Genomic DNA, 17,052 nt, shown 5'->3' on the forward strand with positions numbered 1-17,052 from the left:
CAAATGCTGGAAACAGTCATCGTTGTTTTTCATCTGTTGGCAGCGCTGTCGCTTGTAGTGCTGGTACTGTTGCAACAGGGTAAGGGTGCGGAAGCAGGTGCATCTTTCGGCGCAGGTGCTTCAAATACTGTGTTCGGAAGCCAAGGTTCTGCTACCTTCCTGAGTAAATTCACTGCTATACTTGCTGCCACTTTCTTTTTGACAGCACTTGGGTTAGGATACTTCGCCAAGCAACAAGCTCACCAGCTTGGTCAGGCGGGACTTCCGGATCCAGCGGTGTTGGAAGTGAAACAGCCAAAGCCGGCAGTAAATGATGATGTACCGGTGCTCCAGGAGCAGAAGAGCGAAACCACCCCAGCGGGTGACGTACCTCCTCCAGTCGAAGAGCAGAAGTAACGGGTTTCAAGAAGTAATATTGCCGAGGTGGTGGAATTGGTAGACACGCAACCTTGAGGTGGTTGTGCCCATAGGGTGTAGGGGTTCGAGTCCCCTTCTCGGTACCAATTAAAGCTTGAGAGCCCGCTTTAGCGGGCTTTCTTGCAGGTGGAGGTTAGATTGACCCAGCGACGGGTTCAGTCTTATACTTTCGCCCCAGCTTTGTCGCGGGGTGGAGCAGCTTGGTAGCTCGTCGGGCTCATAACCCGAAGGTCGTTGGTTCAAATCCAGCCCCCGCAACCAGCTTCAGCGGAGCCCCTTTTCAGGGGCTTTTTGCTAGCCGAACAGTTTACGGCGTCGTTGTCCAACGGCGCTTTCAGGGATGGGCGCTTCGCCCATTTTTTATTTGCACAGCATGCACGAGGGGGTTCAGGTGTCGAGCAAGCTAGAACAGTTGCAGGCCTTGTTGGCCCCGGTGGTCGAGGGTCTGGGCTATCAATGCTGGGGGATCGAGTACGTTTCCCAGGGTAAGCATTCGGTATTGCGCATCTATATCGACAAGGAAGGCGGCATTCTGGTGGAGGACTGTGAAGCGGTCAGCCGTCAGGCCAGCGCCATTCTTGATGTGGAAGATCCGATCAGCAGTGAATATACCCTTGAGGTGTCCTCTCCAGGCATGGATCGCCCGCTGTTCACGCTGGAACAGTTTGCCTCGCATGCCGGCGAACAAGTGAAGATCAAGCTGCGTACGCCCTTCGAGGGTCGTCGTAACTTCCAGGGCCTTCTCCGCGGTGTGGAGGAGCAGGATGTGGTGGTCCAGGTGGACAGTCACGAGTTTCTGTTGCCGATCGACTCGATCGACAAGGCCAATATTATTCCCAGTTTTGACTGAGACGTGCCGGGCCCGGCGGACTATCCGGGCCCAATGGCTTGCGCAAGGCGAGGCGTACGATGAGCAAAGAAGTACTGCTGGTTGTTGAATCGGTATCCAACGAAAAAGGTGTACCGCCCGGCGTCATTTTCGAAGCGCTGGAAGTGGCTTTGGCTACTGCAACCAAAAAACGTTTTGAAGACGAAGTCGACCTGCGTGTGGAAATCAACCGCCACACCGGTAGCTACGAGACCTTCCGTCGCTGGACCGTGGTCGACGAAGCCGATCTGGACGATCCGGCAATCGAGACCTGGCTGGCCAAGATTCACGAAACTCACCCTGAAGCCAAGGTGGGTGACGTGATCGAGGAGAAGATCGAGTCCATCGAATTCGGTCGTATCGCCGCCCAGACCGCCAAGCAGGTCATCGTGCAGAAGGTCCGTGAGGCCGAGCGCGCCCAGGTGGTCGATGCCTACCGCGAACGCGTTGGCGAGATCATCTCCGGTACTGTCAAGAAGGTTACCCGCGACAACGTCATCGTCGACCTGGGCAACAACGCCGAGGCGCTGCTGGCTCGCGAAGACATCATTCCACGTGAGACCTTCCGGGTTGGCGTGCGCTTGCGTGCGCTGCTCAAGGAAATCCGCACCGAGAACCGCGGTCCGCAGCTGATCCTGTCGCGCACCGCGCCACAGATGCTGATCGAACTGTTCCGCATCGAGGTGCCGGAAATCGCAGAAGGCCTCATCGAAGTCATGGCCGCTTCCCGTGATCCGGGATCGCGTGCCAAGATCGCCGTCCGCTCCAAGGACAAGCGCATCGACCCGCAGGGTGCCTGTATCGGCATGCGCGGTTCGCGCGTCCAGGCCGTATCCGGCGAGCTGGGTGGCGAGCGTGTGGATATCGTCCTGTGGGACGAGAACCCGGCGCAATTTGTCATCAACGCCATGTCGCCGGCTGAAGTCGCGGCGATCATCGTTGACGAAGATGCCCATGCCATGGACATCGCCGTTGCCGAGGACAACCTGGCCCAGGCCATTGGCCGTGGTGGTCAGAACGTTCGCCTGGCCAGTCAGTTGACCGGCTGGACCCTGAACGTGATGACCGAGAAGGATATCCAGGCCAAGCAGCAGGCGGAAACCGGTGACATCCTGCGCAACTTCATCGAGGAACTGGAAGTCGACGAGGAGCTGGCCCAAGTGCTGGTCGACGAAGGCTTTACCAGCCTCGAAGAAATTGCCTACGTACCGTTGGAAGAAATGCTCAACATCGATGGCTTTGACGAGGATATCGTCAATGAGCTCCGCGCTCGAGCCAAGGACCGTTTGTTGACCAAGGCCATCGCTACCGAAGAAAAACTGGCAGACGCCCATCCGGCCGAAGACCTGCTCTCCCTTGAGGGCATGGACAAGGACCTGGCGGCGGAACTGGCGGTGCGCGGCGTGGTTAACCGCGAAGACCTGGCCGAGCAGTCGATTGACGACCTGCTCGACATCGACGGCATCGACGAAGAGCGTGCCGGCAAGTTGATCATGGCCGCCCGAGCCCACTGGTTCGAGTAATTAGGCGCGGCCTGAGGAGAGAAGTGCATGACGCAAGTCACGGTGAAAGAACTGGCCCAAGAGGTCGAGGCACCGGTAGAGCGCCTGCTGCAGCAGATGCGTGAGGCAGGTCTGCCGCACACCGACGCCGGTCAGGTAGTGACCGACAATGAGAAGCAGACTCTGCTGACCCATTTGAAGAGCAGCCACAAGAGCAAGGCGGAAGAGCCGCGCAAGATTACCTTGCAGCGCAAGACCACCAGCACCCTGCGTGTCGCCGGTAGCAAAAGCATCAGCGTAGAAGTACGCAAGAAGAAAGTATTCGTTCAGCGCAGCCCTGAAGAGATTCAGGCTGAGCAGAAACGTGAGCAGGACGAGCGTCGTGCGGCTGAAAATGCCGCGCGTGACAAGGTCGATGCCGACGTTCGCCAGCGTAACGAAGAGCAGGCTCGTCGCCACGCGACCGCTACTGCTGCCGCTGCGCCGGCTGCCAAGGCCGAGCCGGCACCGGCTGCTGCTGCTCCGGCACCAGCACCGGTCGTCGCTGACGCCCCGGCTTCCGAAGACGCTGCAGCCCGTGCTGCCGAGCGCAAGAAGGACGAGACCCGTCGCAACGAAAGCCGTACTCGCGATGACGACCGTCGCCGTGGCGAGGCGCCACGTGTGTCGATCAAGGTCAAGGTGAAGGAGAAAGAAAAGGCTCCGACCCCTCGTGCCGCTCCGCGCACCACCGATGAAGAGAGCGATGGCGCTCGCCGTGGTCGTGGTGGCAAGGGCAAGCTGAAGAAGCGCAACCAGCATGGCTTCCAGAACCCGACCGGTCCGGTCATCCGTGACGTGACCATCGGCGAGACCATCACCGTCTCGGAGCTTGCGCAGCAGATGTCGGTCAAGGCCGCTGAAGTCGTCAAGTTCATGTTCAAGATGGGCACTCCGGTCACCATCAACCAGGTGCTCGACCAGGAAACCGCTCAGCTGATCGCAGAAGAGCTGGGCCACAAGGTTACCCTGGTCAGCGATACCGCCCTGGAAGATTCCCTGGCCGAATCGCTGAAATTCGAAGGTCAGGCCGAGTCGCGTGCACCGGTCGTTACCGTCATGGGTCACGTTGACCATGGCAAGACCTCGCTGCTCGACTATATCCGTCGTGCCAAGGTTGCCGCTGGCGAAGCCGGTGGTATCACCCAGCACATCGGTGCCTACCACGTGGAAACCGACCGCGGCATGGTCACCTTCCTCGATACCCCAGGCCACGCTGCGTTCACTCAGATGCGTGCCCGTGGTGCCAAGGCGACCGACATCGTCATCCTGGTGGTGGCGGCGGACGATGGCGTGATGCCACAGACCCGTGAGGCCGTTCAGCATGCCAAGGCAGCTGGCGTCCCTCTGGTGGTTGCGGTGAACAAGATCGACAAGCCTGGTGCTGACCTCGATCGCATCCGTAACGAGCTGTCCGTCGAGGGCGTGACCTCCGAGGAATGGGGTGGTGACACGCCGTTCGTCAAGGTTTCGGCGAAGATGGGTACCGGCGTCGACGAACTGCTTGAAGCCGTATTGCTGCAGGCCGAGGTCCTCGAGTTGACGGCTACTCCGACCGCGCCTGGTCGTGGTGTGGTTGTCGAATCGCGCCTGGACAAGGGCCGCGGCCCGGTGGCGACCATCCTGGTTCAGGACGGTACCCTGCGTCAGGGCGACATGGTCCTGTGCGGCTCCAACTATGGCCGCGTGCGTGCCATGCTGGACGAGAACGGCAAGCCTGTTAGGGAAGCCGGCCCGTCTATCCCGGTTGAAATCCTTGGCCTGGATGGCACTCCGGAAGCCGGTGATGAGCTCTCCGTGGTTGCCGACGAGAAGAAGGCCCGCGAAGTTGCACTGTTCCGTCAGGGCAAGTACCGCGAGGTCAAGCTGGCCCGTGCTCACGCCGGCAAGCTGGAAAACATCTTCGAGACCATGGGTCAGGAAGAGAAGAAGACCCTCAACATCGTCCTCAAGACCGACGTGCGCGGTTCCCTGGAAGCACTGCAGGGTTCGCTCGGCGGCCTGGGCAACGACGAGGTTCAGGTTCGCGTGATCGGTGGCGGCGTCGGTGGTATCACCGAGAGCGATGCCAACCTGGCGCTGGCGTCCAATGCGGTGCTGTTCGGCTTCAACGTGCGTGCCGATGCCGGTGCGCGCAAGATCGTCGAGCAGGAAGGTCTGGATATGCGTTACTACAACGTGATCTACGACATCATCGAAGACGTCAAGAAGGCCCTGACCGGCATGCTCGGCAGCGATGTTCGCGAGAACATCCTGGGTGTCGCCGAAGTGCGTGACGTGTTCCGTTCGCCGAAGTTCGGCGCCATCGCTGGCTGTATGGTCATCGAGGGTACCGTGTACCGCAACCGTCCGATCCGCGTACTGCGCGACGACGTGGTCATCTTCGAAGGCGAGCTGGAATCGCTGCGTCGCTTCAAGGACGACGCTGCAGAAGTGCGTTCGGGCATGGAGTGCGGTATTGGCGTCAAGAGCTACAACGACGTCAAGGTCGGCGACAAGATCGAAGTCTTCGAGAAAGTCCAGGTTGCTCGTACCCTTTAAGGGCGAGCAGGGTGTCAGCCCCCGCCCCAGGGCGGTGGGCAGCCCTCAGTAGGTAGCGCCCGGTCAGGCTTCAGCCTGACCGGGCGTTTGCCGCTTTAAGTTACAGGTAGCAAGAATGGCCAAAGAATACAGCCGTACCCAACGTATCGGTGATCAGATGCAGCGCGAGCTGGCAGAACTGATCCGCCGTGAAGTCAAGGACCCACGCGTCGGCCTGGTGACCATCACCGCCGTGGACGTCAGCCGCGACCTGGGCCATGCCAAGGTCTTCATCACCGTCATGGGTGAAGAAACGCCGGACGCAGTGCAGCAGTCGCTCAAGGCGCTGAACAGCGCTGCCAGCTTCTTGCGCCTGCACCTGGGCCGCTCGATGCAGCTGCGCAGCGTGCCGCAGTTGCACTTCCATTTCGATGAGAGCGTCAGCCGTGGTGTCCACCTGTCGGCGCTGATCGAGCGTGCAGTGGCCGAAGACCGCCTGCACAAGGATACCGACGAGCAGGACACCAAGGAGTAACCGGTGGCCCAGGTCAAACGTATCCGCCGCAACGTCAGCGGCATCATCCTGCTCGACAAGCCTCTGGGGTTCACCTCCAACGCCGCACTGCAGAAAGTGCGCTGGTTGCTCAACGCAGAAAAGGCCGGCCACACCGGCAGCCTCGACCCGTTGGCCACCGGCGTGCTGCCGCTGTGTTTCGGCGAAGCGACCAAGTTTTCGCAGTACCTGCTCGATTCCGACAAGGGCTACGAGACCGTCATGCAGCTGGGGCAGACTACAAATACTGCCGATGCAGAAGGCGAGGTCCTGCAAACCCGTGAAGTGACCGTTGGTCGTGCCGACATCGAGGCGCTACTGCCACGTTTTCGCGGCCCGATCAGCCAGATACCGCCGATGTACTCGGCGCTCAAGCGTGATGGTCAGCCGCTTTACAAGCTGGCACGTGCAGGAGAGGTAGTGGAGCGCGAGGCGCGTTCTGTTACTATTAACCGCTTGGAGTTGCTCGAGTGCGAAGGCACCCGTGCACGGCTGAGCGTAGGATGCAGCAAAGGCACCTATATCCGCACCCTGGTGGAGGATATCGGCGAGGCCCTCGGCTGCGGCGCCTATGTTGCCGAGCTGCGCAGGACCCACGCCGGGCCCTTCGAGCTGGCCCAGACCGTGACCCTCGAGGAACTCGAACAGGCCCACGCCGAAGGTGGCAACGAAGCGCTCGATCGCTTCCTCATGCCTTCGGACAGTGGCCTGCAGGACTGGCCGCTGATCGGCTTGTCCGAACACAGTGCGTTCTACTGGCTGCATGGCCAGGCGGTACGTGCTCCGGACGCGCCGCAATTTGGCATGGTCCGGGTACAGGATCACAATGGTCGTTTCATCGGTATCGGTGAAGTGAGCGAAGACGGGCGTATTGCGCCGCGTCGACTGATTCGGTCGGAATGATCGAAACCGGGGGCTTCGGCTTATGCTGTGGCCTGCGGGTACAAGGGTGGCTGTCAGTAGGCACGGTCACACCTTTTTTATTAATACAGGGATTTGTCCCTGGCCTATTGGACCCGCTTGCGGGTTCCGTTATCAGGAGAAGCCACATGGCCCTCAGCGTTGAAGAAAAAGCTCAAATCGTTACCGACTTCCAGCAAGCTGCTGGTGACACTGGTAGCCCGGAAGTTCAGGTCGCTCTGCTGACCGCGAACATCAACAAGCTGCAAGGCCACTTCAAGGCCAACGGTAAAGACCACCACTCGCGTCGTGGCCTGATCCGTATGGTTAACCAGCGTCGTAAGCTGCTGGACTACCTGAAGGGCAAAGACACCACTCGTTACAGCGCCCTGATCGGTCGCCTGGGCCTGCGTCGCTAATAGCGGCCTGGTCAGTGGTGTGCATGGCGTGTCGCATGCTTCGCCAGCGCTGCTTGGCAGCGTTTGCGTCGGACACGCCACGCGTATCTTCGAGGTTGGCAGCCTGGCAACGCCGAGCGGTTTTTTCCGCTCGGCGCCAGGCTCCCAGCCTCGTGTTGTATCTGGACGGTCAATGGGGCCGATTCCCCTTTCTGCCCAAGAATTCGCAAGAAACCAGTTCCCCCAGAGCCACTGAAAAAAGGTAGGAAACCGTGAACCCGGTAATCAAGAAATTCCAGTTCGGTCAATCGACCGTTACTCTCGAAACGGGCCGCATTGCCCGTCAGGCAACCGGCGCCGTGCTGGTTACCGTCGACAACGATGTCACCGTGCTGGTGACCGTGGTCGGTGCCAAGCAGGCCGATCCAGGCAAGGGCTTCTTCCCTCTGTCGGTCCACTACCAGGAAAAGACCTACGCCGCCGGCAAGATCCCGGGTGGCTTCTTCAAGCGCGAAGGCCGTCCTTCCGAGAAAGAGACGCTGACCTCGCGCCTGATCGACCGTCCGATCCGCCCGCTGTTCCCTGAAGGCTTCATGAACGAAGTCCAGGTCGTCTGCACCGTGGTATCGACCAGCAAGAAGACCGATCCGGACATCGCTGCGATGATCGGTACCTCGGCTGCGCTTGCCATCTCCGGCATCCCATTCGAAGGCCCGATCGGCGCTGCCCGTGTTGCCTTCCACGAAAGCACCGGCTACCTGCTGAACCCGACTTACGAGCAGCTGGCCGCCTCGAGCCTGGACATGGTCGTTGCCGGTACTTCCGACGCCGTGCTGATGGTTGAATCGGAAGCCCAAGAGCTGACCGAAGACCAGATGCTGGGCGCTGTACTGTTCGCCCACGACGAATTCCAGGCCGTTATCCAGGCTGTCAAAGAGCTGGCTGCCGAAGCTGGCAAGCCGACCTGGGACTGGAAACCTGCCGTTGCCAACACCGAGCTGTTCAACGCCATTCGCGCTGAATTCGGCGAAGCCGTTTCGCAGGGCTACACCATCACCGTCAAGGCCGACCGCTACGCGCGCCTGGGCGAGCTGCGTGACCAGGCGATCGCCAAGTTCTCCGGTGAAGAAGGCCAGCCATCGGCCAGCGAAGTAAAAGAAATCTTCGGTGAGATCGAATACCGCACCGTTCGCGAAAACATCGTCAACGGCAAGCCGCGTATCGATGGTCGTGACACCAAGACCGTTCGCCCGCTGAACATCGAAGTCGGCGTTCTGCCGAAGACGCACGGTTCGGCACTGTTCACCCGTGGTGAAACCCAGGCCCTGGTCGTCGCGACCCTGGGTACTGCCCGTGACGCCCAGCTGCTGGACACCCTCGAAGGCGAGAAGAAAGACCCCTTCATGCTGCACTACAACTTCCCGCCGTTCTCGGTGGGCGAGTGTGGTCGCATGGGCGGTGCTGGCCGTCGTGAAATCGGTCACGGCCGCCTGGCCCGCCGCTCGGTCCAGGCCATGCTGCCTGCCGCTGACGTGTTCCCGTACACCATCCGTGTGGTGTCGGAAATCACCGAGTCCAACGGTTCCAGCTCCATGGCGTCGGTCTGCGGTGCTTCCCTGGCACTGATGGATGCCGGTGTACCGATGAAGGCACCGGTAGCCGGTATCGCCATGGGCCTGGTCAAGGAAGGCGAGAAGTTCGCAGTCCTGACCGACATCCTGGGTGACGAAGACCACCTGGGCGACATGGACTTCAAGGTTGCCGGTACTGCCAAAGGCGTTACCGCACTGCAGATGGACATCAAGATCAACGGCATCACCGAAGAGATCATGGAGATCGCCCTGGGCCAGGCCCTGGAAGCGCGCCTGAACATCCTCGGCCAGATGAACCAGATCATTGGCCAGTCGCGTACCGAGCTGTCGGCCAACGCCCCGACCATGATCGCGATGAAGATCGACACCGACAAGATTCGTGACGTCATCGGTAAAGGCGGCGCCACCATTCGCGCCATCTGCGAAGAGACCAAGGCTTCGATCGATATCGAAGACGATGGCTCGATCAAGATCTTCGGCGAAACCAAAGAAGCTGCAGAGGCAGCGCGTCAGCGCGTTCTGGGCATCACCGCTGAAGCCGAGATCGGCAAGATCTACGTGGGCAAGGTCGAGCGTATCGTCGACTTCGGCGCCTTCGTCAACATCCTGCCTGGCAAGGACGGCCTGGTACACATCTCCATGCTCAGCGATGCGCGCGTAGAGAAAGTGACCGATATCCTGAAAGAAGGTCAGGAAGTCGAAGTGCTGGTACTGGACGTGGACAACCGCGGCCGTATCAAGCTGTCGATCAAAGACGTTGCCGCGGCCAAGGCCTCGGGCGTCTAAGCGACCTGCAACGTTGTACGAGAAGGGCCCCTTAGTGGGCCCTTTTTTATTGGCTGTACGGAACCTTTTGCACACTTGCATCTTGCACGCAGATTTACCTCGCAGGTTGCAAATTGCACGATCAACCATTTGCCGGGTATTGCATAAATCGTTGATTTATAAGAAAAAAATAGATAATCAAAACCTGGCACAGCCCGTGCAACTACCTTCATATCTGCCGCCAGGACATACGGCGCAGACCTTTCGAAAAACAGGAGTGACTCACATGAAGAAGTTCGCCATTGCTGCCGCTACTGCTACCGCCCTGACCCTGACCATGGCTAATGGCGCGTTCGCCGCCGAGCCTGTTCAGGCTCCAGTCATGCTGGCTGCCAACGACACTGTGGACAACATGCAACAGGAAGGCTCCGACACTTGGATCACCACCAAGGTCAAAGCTGACCTGATGACTGAAAAAGGCGTTCCAGGCACTGACATCAAAGTCGAAACCAGCCAAGGCGTCGTTTCGCTGTCTTCTGACGTGAAGGTCACTGACTCTCAGAAAGAAACAGCGGTACGCATTGCCAAGAACATCAAGGGCGTCAAGAGCGTCATGTCTGATGGTCTGAAGTCCGAATAAGGAATGTCCCGTCGGCCAAAAGGACTTGGCCACCATTCACAAGAGCCCCGGCCTAGGCCGGGGCTTTTTATTACCGCTCAATTCACTGGGTTACGCGCGATAACGTCGCTTTCAAAACACTCCTGCTCGGCAATGAGTGGCTCTACCAGGGGGCGGCTGTCACGAAAGTGCGCAGTGCGGGTATGCGCTTCATACGCCTCGTCGTCACGGTAGATTTCGTACAGGTAGATCACCTCCGGATCGACCCGGTCTTGTGACACATCGAACACCAGGCACCCGGGTTCCGTGGCCACGGACGCGGCAGCGTTTACTTGGATGGCGGTGAGAAATTGATCGGCGCAACCGGGCTTGACGCGCGTCTTGATGAACATGCTATACACATGAAGCTCCTTTTGTTTTAAATTCATTAATGAATTGTATACAAAAATGGAGTTGCGCTAATGTCTGAATTACCTGCACGCCCCGGTCGTCTCAATGGCCTGCGCCATATCGCCCTGCTGGTGCCCAACCTTGAAGAGTGCGAGCGTTTCTATGTCGATGTGCTGGGCATGAAGGTGTTGAATCGGGCCAACGAGGATCTGGTCTACTTGACGTGTGGTAACGACAACCTCTCGCTGGGGCGGGGGGCAGGGGCTGCCAATGGCCTGCAGACTCTGGATCACTACGGTTTCATCGTCGACAGCGTGGAGGAATTGGAGGCCTGGTATCAGTACTTCAAGGCTTGTGGGGTGACCTTGCTGGACCGGCCCTTCAATCATGGGGATGGCGCGCGCAGCTTCCACTTGCTGGACCCGGCAGGCAACAAGGTGCAGCCGCTGTACCACCCGGCGGTATCCGGGCAGCGGCTTTCGTAGGAGCGGCCTTGCGTCGCGAAAGGGCTGCACAGCAGTCCCGGGATATCTGTGGCGGCGCCGATATCCTGGGGCCGCTTTGCGGCCCTTACGCGACGCAAGGCCGCTCCTACAGGGCGCGTCAGGGCAGAAATTGTTTACTCAGCATCCAGATGCATCGGCGTAATCACCCGGCCATCTTTTTCAGCCTGTCCAAGGCTTGTATCAATGAAATACACCCGGTCATCCTCAAGCTTGCCCTTGTCGACCAGGTAGTCCTTGATACTGCTGGCCCGCTCCTGGCCCAGCGTGCGCAGCAATGCGGCACTTTCGGCCCATGATTTGATTACCGCCTCGCGCAGCCTGGCGGTGCGCTCCTCGCGGCTCAGCTGTTCCCAGTCGGCCGGCGGTTGCTGTTTCAGACGGGTACGGTAGATGCCTTCGAGCATGGCCGGTTTGTCACTGTCGTCGACCACCAGCATGGAGGCGTTGGCCGGAACCTTATCGCCACGGCGTTGCAGGATCTTGTACCAGGTGGCCTGATACTCCCGCTCCAGGCGCTGCTGAGCGAGCAGTGGGCCATCACTGCTCTGGGCACTGGTGCCCTCGATTTCCAGGCGCAGTTCGGGGCGCTCTTTGAGGGCCGAGGCGAGTTTGTTCAGGGCCGATTGCGCATCGCCACTGAGCTCGCTGGAACCTGGGGCGAACGATACGTTGCCGAGGTCTTGCGAGCCGCCGCCGGCAATCAACCCGCCGATGAACTTGAACGGTGCCTGCGCTGCACGCAGTACCAGGTTGCGCAATGTCTGCCAGACGATAGGCATGACGCTGAACTGCGGGTTGTTGAGGTCGCCGGTCACGGGCAGCTCGATCGAGATCTTGCCCTCGGTGTCTTTGAGCAGTGCGACCGCCAGGCGAATGGGCAGGTCGACTGCATCCGGGCTATCGACCTTTTCACCCAGCTGCAATTGCTCGACCACCAGCTTGTTCTCGGCCTTCAATTGGCCATTGGTGATCAGGTAGTGCAGGTCGAGGTTCAGACGGCCCTTGCGGATACGGAAGCCGGCGAACTTGCCAGAATAGGGCGTAAGCGTGGTCAGCTCGACCCGTTTGAAGCTGGTGGCGATATCCAGGCTTGCCATCGGGTTGAACGGGTTGAGCGCGCCTTTGATGGTGACCGGTGCATAACGGTCGACCTTGCCCTTGATGTCGACCTTGGCCGGCGCCGGCTTGCGGTTGTCGATGGTGCCGATCTGGCCGTTGAGCTGTTGCACCGCCGTGGCGAAGTTAGGTGTCAGGGTGAGGTCGGCAAAGTTGGCTGAACCATCGTTGATGCTGATCTGCCCGATGCGGATGCCCAGCGTCTTGCTGCCCGGGGTGCTGGCCGGCTTGGCTTGGCGTTGCACGGGGGCATCGGCAGGCTGCGGGATCAGCAGGTCATCGACATTGGTGGTGCGGTCTTCGTTGATGATGAAGCGCGCATAAGGCTGCAGCAGGGTTACCTTGTCGATCGACAGGGCGTCACCGTGCACATAGGCCAGGCCGTCCACATTCACCTGTTGCCATTTGACGAAGTCGCGGTTTTTGATGGTGTCCAGGGTATGCAACTGGTTGACCTGCGCCTTGCCGGCCACGGTGAAGGCCAGTGGCTCGGTGCCTTTGAGGTCGACCTTGAGGTCGCTGGCAAGCATGCCGCTACGCAGCTCCAGGCGGATGAACGGGCTGATATAGGCCTGTGCAATACGCAAATCGATGTCGCGTGTGCTGACATCGAGCCTGGCGCTGACCGGCGCCAGGTTGACCTCGCCACTGGCCTGCAGCTTGCCCTGCTTGCCAATGCCGGTGTCGAGCTTGAGGGTGAAGGGCGACTGGTTGAGGCTGTCGAAGCCCTGGAGGTCGACGTTCAAAGGCCCAACGTCCAGCGCAACCGGTTCTTTCTGGCTACGGTCGGCCAGGTGCACCTGATAATTGCGCAGCTGAACGTCCTTGAGTAGCACTTGCCATGGCTTGCCCGGTTCCTTGGCTGCCTTGTCGTCGGGAGCCGGTTCGGCGGCGGCCGGCTCTGCCTTTTCCGTCGGCGTGGGCTTGGCCGGTTCGCTGGCGAAGAGTTTCTGCCAGTCGAGTTGGCCGTCCTGCTCCAGGGCGGCCCAGGTTTCCAGTTTTTCACTGCGGATCTTGCCCACGGTAACCAGCTGTTTGGCCAGGTCGATGCTGGTTTCGCTGACATCGAGGCTTGCCAGGCGCACCAGTGGGCGGCCATCTGGCGCCTTTATGGCGAATGGCGCGACACGTACCGAGGTGTTGTCCAGCAGCAGCTCGGTTTCCTTGGACAGGTTGAGCGTGTAGTGCGTGTCGAGGTTGACCACGCCGTCCTCCAGCACCAGCGGCACGGCATCGCGAACGTAGGGCCAGAACAGCTTCATCTTGCCGTCGGTGATTTTCAGAGTGCCCTTTGAAGCGATTGGCGCAAGACTCAAGGTGCCGTTCCAGTCGATGCGCCCACCGTTAGGGCCCAATGCCACCAACGTCATGTCAGCGTTGTCGTCCGGTAATGTGCTGAGGTTCTTAAGCTCGAGGTTCATGTCGTCGTAGATGAACTCGATCGGCTCGCTTGGGCGCTGGTCGGCAAAGTGCAGGTAGCCTGCGCTGAGCTTGATGCTGCCGATGCGCAAGGGGAACGGGTCGGATGCAGGCTCTTCAGGCTTGGGTTCGCTGGCTGGCAGCTTGAACAGTTGGGTGAGGTTGAGCGTGCCGTCCTTGGCGAACAGCACTTCGTTTCGGGGTTTGTCGAGTTCGATCGCCTGCAGGTGCAGGGCGCCGCTCCACAGGCTGTCGAGCGCAAGGTTCGCATAGAGCCGCTCAAAACCTACCTGTTCCTTGCCCGGTTCGCCGATCTGCAGGCCCCACAGCGTCAGCTCGAGGCTGAACGGGTTGAGCTCGATACGCTGAAGGTTCGCCGGCAGTGTGGCGTGTTGCGCCAACTGCTGGTTGGCGATGCGCAGGGCAACGCCAGGAACGATGAGGAAGCCAAGCAGGCTGTAGAGGGCCACGAGAGCCAACAGGGCGCCGAGGGCGCGAGTCAATCCTTTGTACATGTGTCGCTTCGTCTGTCCAGGCAGGAGAGCTTGGAGTATGGCAGGTTAAAACGGTTCCGCAGGGGGCGCGGCATTTGCGCTCACTCGATCCCCATGCGCCTTTTGGCGCGATGCGCCGAACCGTCCCGCATGGCCCAACGCAGCACGGGGGCGGTGCGGCTTAGCCCCAAACGGATCATGCGCTGCTGCAGCGGGCCCTGATGCAGGCCAAGCGTGGCCTGGGCCCAGGCCGGCAACAGGTCGATACCCGCTTGCAGCATCAACCTGCCAACCGGCTCGGCAAGACGGCTCGGTGCAGGGGCCTGAAGCAAGATCTCGATCACTTCCAGGCTGCGCGCGTCGCAGTGCAATTGAGGACGCATACGCTGCAGGTACTCGTCGACCTGCTGGCATGAGCGGGGTACGTTGCGGGCACCAAGGCGTTCGGCGATCAGGGCGATCTCATCGTAATAGGCATCCTGCTCGGCGCGTGACAGCTGCGGGTCGCGATAGCGCAGGTGGGCTGCGAGGAAGCTGCTGACTTCGGCCACATGTACCCAGGTCAGCAGATCGGGGTCGCTGGCGGCGTATGGACGGCCATCGGGCGCAGTCCCGGTCACTTGCAGGTGAATGGTGCGCACCTTGTCGATCAGCCACTCGGCGTCACGGGTCGAGCCGAATGTCGTACCCGAAATGAATTGGCTGGTGCGACGCAAGCGGCCGAGCAGGTCCTGGCGAAAGTTGGAGTGATCCCAAACGCCCGCCAGTGCCAGCGGGTGCAGCAGTTGCAGCATCAGGGCGCTGATACCGCCAACCAGCATGCTGGGGAAATCACCATGCACCCGCCAGCTCATGCTGTGCGGGCCGAACAGGCCGGGGTCACCTTTTGGGGATTCCAGGTCGAGCTGGCCGAGGGCCAGCCCGGTGAGGCTCATGACCTGGGTTTCGATACGGCGGCGTAGGGCTTCCATGGTGACCTGTCGTTCAGGGCGGCCATGAACAGTTGCCGCCGGCTATTGGTTGAGGCGTTTGTCGATCAACCCCTGCACCACGCTTGGGTCAGCCAGGGTCGAGGTATCGCCCAGGGTGTCGAGTTCGTTGCAGGCGATCTTGCGCAGTATACGCCGCATGATCTTGCCCGAGCGGGTCTTGGGCAAGGCCGGCGCCCACTGGATCAGCTCGGGTTTGGCGAAGCTGCCGATTTCCTTGCTGACCAGTGCCAACAGTTCGGCTTTCAGGGCATCGTCCGCTGTTACGCCATTCATGGTCGTCACGAATGCATACACACCCTGGCCCTTGAGGTCATGGGGGTAACCGACCACTGCGGCCTCGGCGACGCTTTCGTGCAATACCAGTGCGCTTTCCACTTCAGCGGTGCCGATGCGGTGGCCGGAAACGTTGATCACATCATCGATGCGGCCGGTGATCCAGTAGTCGCCATCGGCATCGCGGCGGGCACCGTCGCCGGTGAAATAATAGCCGGGCATAGGTTTGAAGTAGGTGTCGATCATGCGTTGGTGGTCGCCGTAGACGCTGCGGATCTGCCCCGGCCAACTGGCCTTTATCGCCAGCAAGCCGGCGCCGGGCCCTTCGATCAGCTTGCCTTTGTCATCCAGCAGCACCGGTTGCACGCCGAACATGGGTTGTGTCGCACAACCTGGCTTGAGCCTCTGCGTGCCGGGCAGCGGGGTGAGCATGATGCCGCCGGTTTCGGTCTGCCACCAGGTGTCAACGATGGGGCAGCGTTTTTGGCCGACTTCCTCGAAGTACCATTCCCACGCCTCTGGGTTGATTGGCTCGCCGACGCTGCCCAGCAGGCGCAGGCTCTTGCGTGACGTCCCCTGCAACGGGCCGGAGCCTTCACGCATCAGTGCCCGCAGTGCGGTGGGCGCGGTGTAGAAGATATTGACCTTGTGCTTGTCTACCACCTGCCAGAACCGCGAGGTGTCCGGGTAGTTGGGAACGCCCTCGAACATCAGTGAAACCGCGCCGTTGGCCAGCGGACCATAGACGATGTAACTGTGGCCGGTGACCCAGCCCACGTCGGCGGTGCACCAAAACACCTCGCCGTCACGGTAGTCGAACACTACCTTGAAGGTCATGGTGGCCTGCAGCAGGTAACCGGCAGTGGTGTGCAGCACGCCCTTGGGCTTGCCGGTGCTGCCGGAGGTATAGAGGATGAACAGCGGGTCTTCGGCCTCCATGGGTTCAGGTGGGCAGTCGTCGCCGGCGTTTTCCGTTGCCTGGTCATACCAGAGGTCGCGGCCCTCCCTCCAGGCCACATCGGTACCGGTACGGCGCACCACCAATACGCTGCTGACGTCCGGGCAACTGGCCATTGCCTTGTCGACATTCTGCTTGAGCGGGATGCGTTTGCCGCCCCGTACACCCTCATCGGCGGTGATCACGGTGCGGCAGTCAGCATCGAGAATGCGGTCGCGCAACGCATCCGGGGAAAAACCGCCGAACACCACCGAGTGGATCGCGCCGATCCGCGTGCAGGCAAGCATGGCGTAGGCAGCTTCGGGAATCATCGGCATATAGATGCATACCCGGTCGCCTTTCTTCACGCCACGTGCCTTGAGTGCATTGGCCAAGCGACAGACCTGGCGGTGCAACTCTTGGTAGGTGATGGCCTTGGAGTCCGCAGGGTCGTCGCCTTCCCACAGCAGTGCGGTCTGCTCGCCGCGCTGGGCCAGATGGCGATCGATGCAGTTGTAGCTGACGTTCAGCTGGGCACCTGCGAACCAGCGGGCTTCGCCGGTCTTAAGGTCGCATTGCTGTACGCTGGACCACGGTTTGATCCAGTCCAGGCGTTTGGCCTGTTCGGCCCAGAAGGTGTCGGGGTCTTCGACCGACTGGCGGTAGAGGCGGCTGTAGTCGTCGGTAGAAAGGCTGGCGGACTGGCTGACGGCCAGGGCCTGGGGGTAGTCGCGGATATCGAACATGGCAGG

The 17,052-nt window shown here is 60.5% G+C and carries 14 protein-coding genes and 2 tRNA genes; 12 read left to right on the forward strand and 4 right to left on the reverse strand.

The features are described 5' to 3' along the window. The first annotated feature begins 3 nt into the window (after positions 1-3). From secG to ACW4TB_RS24055, 11 genes are all read left to right on the forward strand, one after another. Positions 4-396 carry a preprotein translocase subunit SecG gene (gene secG, locus ACW4TB_RS24005; protein ID WP_279933641.1) on the forward strand — a complete coding sequence of 131 codons (393 nt, stop codon included), beginning with the start codon at positions 4-6 and terminating at the stop codon, positions 394-396. Between the two features lie 21 nt (positions 397-417). Next, positions 418-503: transfer RNA gene (locus ACW4TB_RS24010), tRNA-Leu, on the forward strand. A 98-nt stretch (positions 504-601) separates the two neighbouring features. After that, a tRNA-Met gene (locus ACW4TB_RS24015) sits at positions 602-678 on the forward strand. A 130-nt stretch (positions 679-808) separates the two neighbouring features. Further along, entirely contained in the window at positions 809-1,267 is a 459-nt protein-coding gene (rimP, locus tag ACW4TB_RS24020) for a ribosome maturation factor RimP (RefSeq protein WP_042111874.1), read from the forward strand. 59 nt (positions 1,268-1,326) lie between these two features. Then, the gene (nusA, locus tag ACW4TB_RS24025; RefSeq protein WP_012312653.1) at positions 1,327-2,808 is read left to right on the forward strand and encodes a transcription termination factor NusA; all 1,482 of its coding nucleotides are present in this window, start codon (positions 1,327-1,329) and stop codon (positions 2,806-2,808) included. 27 nt (positions 2,809-2,835) lie between these two features. Further along, positions 2,836-5,367, forward strand: coding sequence for a translation initiation factor IF-2 (infB, locus tag ACW4TB_RS24030; RefSeq protein WP_279933642.1), 2,532 nt, complete (start codon positions 2,836-2,838; stop codon positions 5,365-5,367). 115 nt (positions 5,368-5,482) lie between these two features. Beyond that, positions 5,483-5,881 carry a 30S ribosome-binding factor RbfA gene (rbfA, locus tag ACW4TB_RS24035; protein ID WP_012312655.1) on the forward strand — a complete coding sequence of 133 codons (399 nt, stop codon included), beginning with the start codon at positions 5,483-5,485 and terminating at the stop codon, positions 5,879-5,881. A 3-nt stretch (positions 5,882-5,884) separates the two neighbouring features. Beyond that, the gene (gene truB, locus ACW4TB_RS24040) at positions 5,885-6,802 is read left to right on the forward strand and encodes a tRNA pseudouridine(55) synthase TruB (protein ID WP_046788155.1); all 918 of its coding nucleotides are present in this window, start codon (positions 5,885-5,887) and stop codon (positions 6,800-6,802) included. Between the two features lie 146 nt (positions 6,803-6,948). After that, the gene (gene rpsO, locus ACW4TB_RS24045) at positions 6,949-7,218 is read left to right on the forward strand and encodes a 30S ribosomal protein S15 (RefSeq protein ID WP_012274241.1); all 270 of its coding nucleotides are present in this window, start codon (positions 6,949-6,951) and stop codon (positions 7,216-7,218) included. Positions 7,219-7,469: 251 nt separating this feature from the next. Further along, entirely contained in the window at positions 7,470-9,575 is a 2,106-nt protein-coding gene (pnp, locus tag ACW4TB_RS24050; protein ID WP_012312657.1) for a polyribonucleotide nucleotidyltransferase, read from the forward strand. A gap of 265 nt (positions 9,576-9,840) precedes the next feature. Next, positions 9,841-10,194: a BON domain-containing protein gene (locus ACW4TB_RS24055; RefSeq protein WP_012312658.1), complete on the forward strand. Its 354-nt coding sequence runs from the start codon at positions 9,841-9,843 to the stop codon at positions 10,192-10,194. A gap of 77 nt (positions 10,195-10,271) precedes the next feature. Here the strand turns inward: ACW4TB_RS24055 and ACW4TB_RS24060 are convergent, their stop codons facing one another. After that, positions 10,272-10,565: a putative quinol monooxygenase gene (locus tag ACW4TB_RS24060; protein WP_455843094.1), complete on the reverse strand. Its 294-nt coding sequence runs from the start codon at positions 10,563-10,565 to the stop codon at positions 10,272-10,274. Between the two features lie 69 nt (positions 10,566-10,634). On the opposite strand from ACW4TB_RS24060, the gene ACW4TB_RS24065 reads away from it, so the two are divergent. Next, complete coding sequence (locus ACW4TB_RS24065; RefSeq protein WP_279933644.1) at positions 10,635-11,048, forward strand: VOC family protein; 414 nt, start codon at positions 10,635-10,637, stop codon at positions 11,046-11,048. Between the two features lie 134 nt (positions 11,049-11,182). On the opposite strand, the gene ACW4TB_RS24070 is transcribed toward ACW4TB_RS24065, so the two are convergent. From ACW4TB_RS24070 to acs, 3 genes are all read right to left on the reverse strand, one after another. Continuing rightward, complete coding sequence (locus ACW4TB_RS24070) at positions 11,183-14,119, reverse strand: DUF748 domain-containing protein (RefSeq protein ID WP_279933645.1); 2,937 nt, start codon at positions 14,117-14,119, stop codon at positions 11,183-11,185. 80 nt (positions 14,120-14,199) lie between these two features. After that, a complete protein-coding gene (locus tag ACW4TB_RS24075) occupies positions 14,200-15,069 on the reverse strand; it encodes an oxygenase MpaB family protein (protein WP_279933646.1) in 870 nt (289 codons plus the stop codon). Positions 15,070-15,111: 42 nt separating this feature from the next. Further along, positions 15,112-17,046, reverse strand: coding sequence for an acetate--CoA ligase (gene acs / locus ACW4TB_RS24080; RefSeq protein ID WP_279933647.1), 1,935 nt, complete (start codon positions 17,044-17,046; stop codon positions 15,112-15,114). Positions 17,047-17,052: the final 6 nt, after the last annotated feature.

Source organism: Lelliottia jeotgali, assembly GCF_977070485.1.